Genomic DNA, 5,430 nt, shown 5'->3' with positions numbered 1-5,430 from the left:
CTTCTCCACCCGGTAGCGCCCCGCCACCACCTGCCCGGGGACAAGGCCCTGGCTCGTGGGCACCAGGGGCTGCGGCGTCACCGCGCCCTGGATCAACGTGCCGCCCGGAGACACGGGCGTCCGCACCTGCGGCAGCGTCGGCTCCGAGCCATCCTCCGCCACGGCGTTGCCCGGCCGCGCGTTCAACGCCTCCGGGCCCAGGTAGGTCAACCCTCCGCTGTCACGGTCCTTGGAATGCACCCGCCCTCCCCTCTCACGACTCCAGCAGCGAGACGGGGGCCGGCGCGCCTGCGCCTTCGATGTCCAGGTGGGGCGTGGGCAGGTTGTATTCAGCGGCGGCGATGGTGGCCTCCACCATGATGGGGCCGGAAATCTCCGTGGGCTCGCCCTGGCAGAGCACCTCCACCACGTGCTCCAGCGTCCACTTGCCCATGCGGCTCACCTCCAGCTGCTTGCCGTTGAACTTCGCCGTGTCCGCCAGCTGATCGCTCGCGGTGAGCTTGGCCTCCACCGAATCACCCAGGTAGCCGCGCGCCAGGTTCAGCACCCGGTCAATCACCGCGCTCCAGGCCTGCAGGTGCGTGCGGTCCTGCGCCTCGTCGATGATGTCCAGGCCCACCTGGAGGCGCTCCATGCGCTCCAGGAACTGCTGCACCAGCTTGCCCCGGATGACGCGGCCGTGCTGCGGGGCGATCATCTCCACCGCGGGCGTGAGCTTCCGGATGGCCGCCACCGCGCGCACCAGCGCCGAGTTCACCGGCATGTAGATCTGATGGAACGCCCGGATACCCGTCCAGTCGGACTCCTCCGCCCACAGGCCCTGCGCCTTGCTGTCCGTGAGGCCGCCGAAGAGGTCGCCCGTGAAGAGCACCCGCGTCTGCGGATCGTAGAGCATCACCGCGCCCCGGAAGTGGCAGAACGGCGACGGCACCGGCAACAGCTTGTGCCCCGTGGGCACGCTCAACCCCTGCGAGAACTTCTCCGTCGGGATGAAGCGGTTGCGCGGCAGGTTGAAGTGGACGATGAGCCGCCAGGTGTCCTCGGAGCACAGGATGCTCGCGCGCGGCGAGTAGCGCGCCGAGATGATGTTCGCGGACGAGCCCACGTCCGGATCCTGGTGGTTGATGAAGAGCGCCGACAGTCGGTCCATCCCCCCAATCAGCGACACCACCTTCGTGTGGATGGTGGAGAAGTCGCTGCTCGACCCGGGGTCGATGAGGAGGTTGAACTCAGCGGGTTTCTTCGTCCGGGTGTCCGTGCCCTGAAAGCGGCGCAGGTACGGGTTGGCGAAGAAGATGCCGCCGGGCTCGCGCTTCCCGACCCAGAAGGTCTCGGGGGCGATTTCCACGGCGGTGCGGTTGAGGTCTATCTGTTGAGGGCTGGGGGCGCTGGGCTGACTCATGGCGTGTTTCCTTCACGCAAACGAGGGGGTGGGACTGCCCCTCTAGCCTACCAGTCCCACTCCGATCCCGAGATTCTTCCAGTGTTCCTGCACGGGGGGACATGAGCGCCGCTTCTCGCTCTGCCCCCCCCCGGCAATCAGGACCAATTCAGTACTCGCCCGACTCCTTGCCTGGCCGGTCGTCGAAGAGCTGCACCCAGCGTCCATCAAAGCCGCCGTTCTGCGGCAGGTACCACCCGCCCTGCAGCCAGAAGCCCTGCTCTCGCCCGTCGGTGTCGTCCGTCACGCCCGAGTGCACGAAGTAATCGTGTTGCCACCAGTACGAGTTCACCGACGCCGGGTAGCCGCTGGCGCTCATGCGCGTCTGCCCCCGCGAGTCCGCCACCGTGCCCGCCCATGACTTGTCGTGGAACTCGCTGGACCCGCCGCCGCCCGTGTCCGACGCCTTGTCGTTCAGCTCGAACGTGCCGAAGAACCACTTCTTCGACGGGTAGCCCTCGCGGTCGTCCTGCCCCTCCACGTCACGCGTCTTGGAGAAGAAGCGCTGCATCCCCACGCTCACCTCCGCCTGCCCCGCCTCGTTCACCACCGGGCTCTCCAGATAGAAGAACTGCGGCGCGTCCGGCAGCCAGTGCGTCGCATAGCCCCCGTGCTCCCAGTGCGTGGGGAGGATGTCCGCCAGGTCCTGCAGCTCGTACGTGACGCGCTTCACCGCGGGCCAATTGGCCGAAGACCCGTTGTCATAGCGGCTGGCCTGGGCGTCCGCCGTCGAGTACCGCAATGGCTGCGCGTTGAACGCCGTCACCGCCGCCCCGTCGTCCTCCGGCACGAAGACGAAGTGCAGCTTCTTGCGCCCGTCGTCGTTGTTCACGTCCGCCTCCGCCTTCCCGCCAGACGCCATCCGGCCCGCGAAGAACGAGTACGAATCCGTCACGAAGCGCAGCTCCTGCCCGTGCGGCGCCAGCAGCTTGTCGGACCACTCCGCCTGCCAGATGAGCAGGTGGCTGCCGGTGCCCGTCTGCATGAACTGGAGGTCGCCGCTGCCCGCCCGGCGCACGACGTTGCGCTTGTGCTGCGTCACCACCGCGTACGCCACGGTCTCGCCGCTGCCCGGGTTGCCCACCACGTTGCGAACCTGGAGTTCGACGCGCTCCCAGTCGTGCAGCTGCCAGTTGCCCGCCGCGTTCTTATCCAGCGCGTGATACAGGTGATACACGAGCGTGAGGTTCTTCCCCCCGTCCATGTACTCAATCAGTGACGTGTAGAGCGTCGGCCGGATGCGCCACGTGTCGAACGCGCTGGGGCCCACGCGCGACGCGTCCACGTACTGGTTGATCTGCTTCCAGTGCAGCTTGTTGTTGGAGAAGTCCCCGTCCTGGTCGAAGTCGAAGTTCGTCAGCCAGTCGTAGCCGTGCTTGTTGTCGTTCGCGTTCGCGCGCTTGAAGATGACCGGCGCGTAGTAGCGCAGGAACGCCTGCCGCTGCGCGTTCGTCAGCGACCAGGCCTGCGCCTCGGCTTCAGCCGGAAGACACAAAGCCACCAGGGTGACGACAGCGACAGCGAGGGGAGCGATTCGCGTTCGGAGGGGGAGCATGGCGGCCGACGAAATCACGGCCCGCCCTTCCCCCTCCACAAAGAAAACTCGAATTCAGGCTTCAGCCAGGATTACACACTAACGCGATGCACTAGGCATCACCGGCACCTTCGGCACGCGGCCGTAGAGCAGCTGGTAGGTGTTGTAGGAGCGCAGCACGCGCTTGATGTAGCCGCGCGTCTCCGCGATGGGGATCTCCTCCACCCACGCATCCAGCGCCAGGTCCGGCCTGGCCGCGCGCCAGCGGTTCACCGCGCCGGAGCCCGCGTTGTAGCTGCCCACCGCGTAGGGCGTGTGGCCCTTGAACTGTTTGATGAGGCCGCCCAGGTAGTGCGCGCCGAAGCGGATGTTCAGCTCCGGCTGGAGCAGCGAGTCCACGGTGAAGTGCTTGACCTTGAGTTCGCGCGCCACGCCCTTCGCCGTGGAGGGCATCAGCTGCGTGAGGCCCAGCGCGCCGGCCCAGGACAGGGCCTTGGGATCCAACGCGCTCTCCTCGCGCATCAGCGCCTGGAGCAGGTCCGGCTCCACACCCGCGGGCGCGGTGTGCTTCTCGATCAGGTCGCGGAACGCGTTGGGATAGGCCACCTCCCACACCGGCCGCGTCTGCGCGGTGATGCGCCCGCTCAGGTCCTTGCGCAGCGCGAGCCGCGCGATGGCGTGCGCCGACCGCGCGTCACCGGACTGCGACAGCACCATCACCAAGAGCCGCATGGACTCCGGCGGCTGGTTGGCGCGGTTCACCAGCATCAGCTCCGACGACACGGAGTCCGCGAAGCCCAGCCGCAACAGCTCCACGCCCGCACGGAAGTGGGGGTCGTCCCCCATGGGGCCCGCGAACATCGGCCAGGGGCTGGCGGCCTCCGGCACATCGAAGATGGACGACGACACGGCTTCCAGCCGCTTGGGGTCCAGCTCGCCCAGCTTCGAGCGCGCCATCAGGCCGTAGTACGTGGCCGGGTGCTCCACCGCGAGCTTCTCCATCAGCTCCGCGGCGCCCTGGATGTTGCCGCGCTCCTCCAGCGTGCGAGCCCGCCAGTACTGCGCGCGCTCCACGTCATAGGACTCGTCCGCGTTGGCGAACTGCGCCTCGATGCGGTCCAGGAAGGAGAAGCCCCCGTCCTCCACCTTCGACGTGCGCGCCACCCAGAAGGCCTTGAAGAGCGCCTCGCCCAGGAAGTCGCCCTTGGGGTACAGCCGCGCGACCTCGTCCAGGCGCGCCATGGCCTCCTTGGGGCGGTTCGTCTTCACGTACAGGTCGGCCGCGTAGAAGAGCGCGTCGTCCGCGAACGAGTGGTCCGGGAACTCCTTCGCCAGCCGCTCGTAGGTGTCCGGGCCGTGCTGCTGATCCACGATGGAGCGCGACGAGCCCAGCACGTACAGCGCTCGGGCCAGCAGGTCGCGGTCCTTGCACTGCTCCACCACCGGCGTGAGGATCTGGATGGCGGCCGTGTGCTGGCGCTCCTTGCGCTGCCCCTTGCCGAACGCGAAGTGCGCGCGGCACGCGAGCGCGTCCGGCAGCTTCATCGTCTTGAGCATCGGCTCCAGGATGGCCATGCCCTGCTTGTTGCGGTGCGCTTCGATGAGCGCCTCCGCGCGGCCCACCTTGGCGTCCAGGGGCGGCGTCTGCCCCTTGAGGCGCTTCTCCACCTGCTTGACGATGGGCGACAGGGGCTGGGCTGCCCACAGCTTCCACAGCGCGGCCTTCTCCGCCGCCTTGTCCTTCTTCTCCACCGCCAGGTCCGCCGTGGCGATGAGCGCCTCCGCGCCCACGTTGCGGCCCCAGCCCGTCATCATGCGCTGGGTGAGCGGCGTCAGCGCCTCCATGGCGCCGTCGTAGTCCTTCTTCTTGCGCAGCACGCGCGCCAGGCCCAGGCGCGCGTCCACGTACATGCGCGAACCCTCCGGCACCTGCTTGAAGCTGGCCGCCGCGTCATCCAGCCGGCCCTGGGACTCCAGCGCCACGCCCGCGTGCGTGAGGCAGCGGTCCTTCAGCGCCGGGTAGTCGTTGGCGAGCGCCGCCATCTCCGTCGCCGCCGACTTGTCGTCCCCGGCCCGCACCGCGGACAACGCGCGCAGGTAGCGCACCGGCGGGCTGTCCCCTTCACCCTCCAGCAGCGCGCGCGCCTTGGTGTACTGGCCCTTGTCGAACGCGTCCTTCGCGTCCCGCTTCTTGCCGTCCGCGAAGTACGGCGTCAGGTCCTCCAGCCCGTAGCGGCGCCCGCGGTGCACCACCGGCGTGGGCGGCACGAGCCCCGGGAAGGCCGGGTTGAACACCTGCACGTAGCCCACCGGCAACGGCGCCTTGTCCGCGTCCGGCGGCGGCGTCAGCTGCGCCTCCGACGGCGCGTTGTCCGTGCGCGTCGTGGGGGCCTGATCCGTGTCGTCGCTGGGAGCCGGGGCCGTGGCGGCCGGAGCCACCGGGGCGGTGCTGGGG

At 68.7% G+C, this 5,430-nt stretch carries 3 protein-coding genes and 1 pseudogene; all 4 read right to left on the bottom strand.

From position 1 onward, the window contains the following. Nucleotides 1–240 (bottom strand): annotated as a pseudogene (locus D7V77_RS39785) (serine/threonine protein kinase); the annotation flags it as partial. Between the two features lie 13 nt (nucleotides 241–253). Then, entirely contained in the window at nucleotides 254–1,402 is a 1,149-nt protein-coding gene (locus D7V77_RS39780) for a hypothetical protein (RefSeq protein ID WP_120581412.1), read from the bottom strand. A 148-nt stretch (nucleotides 1,403–1,550) separates the two neighbouring features. Then, on the bottom strand, nucleotides 1,551–2,996 hold the full coding sequence (locus D7V77_RS39775; protein WP_120581411.1) for a hypothetical protein: 1,446 nt from the start codon (nucleotides 2,994–2,996) through the stop codon (nucleotides 1,551–1,553). Nucleotides 2,997–3,074: 78 nt separating this feature from the next. Beyond that, nucleotides 3,075–5,430, bottom strand: a 2,356-nt coding sequence (locus D7V77_RS39770) for a transglycosylase SLT domain-containing protein (RefSeq protein ID WP_120581410.1), incomplete at its 5' end; no start/stop codon positions are given.

Origin of the sequence: Corallococcus sp. CA041A (assembly GCF_003612075.1) — a bacterium.
GTDB classification, from domain to species: domain Bacteria; phylum Myxococcota; class Myxococcia; order Myxococcales; family Myxococcaceae; genus Corallococcus; species Corallococcus exiguus.
Note: the sequence above shows the minus strand (reverse complement) of the source record. Positions and strands in the feature narration are given on the sequence as shown.

Bases quoted from the DNA above. Each gene is read 5' to 3' on its own strand.
- D7V77_RS39780 (WP_120581412.1), bottom strand. From the start codon at position 1,402: ATGAGTCAGCCCAGCGCCCCCAGCCCTCAACAGATAGACCTCAACCGC.
- D7V77_RS39775 (WP_120581411.1), bottom strand. From the start codon at position 2,996: ATGCTCCCCCTCCGAACGCGAATCGCTCCCCTCGCTGTCGCTGTCGTC.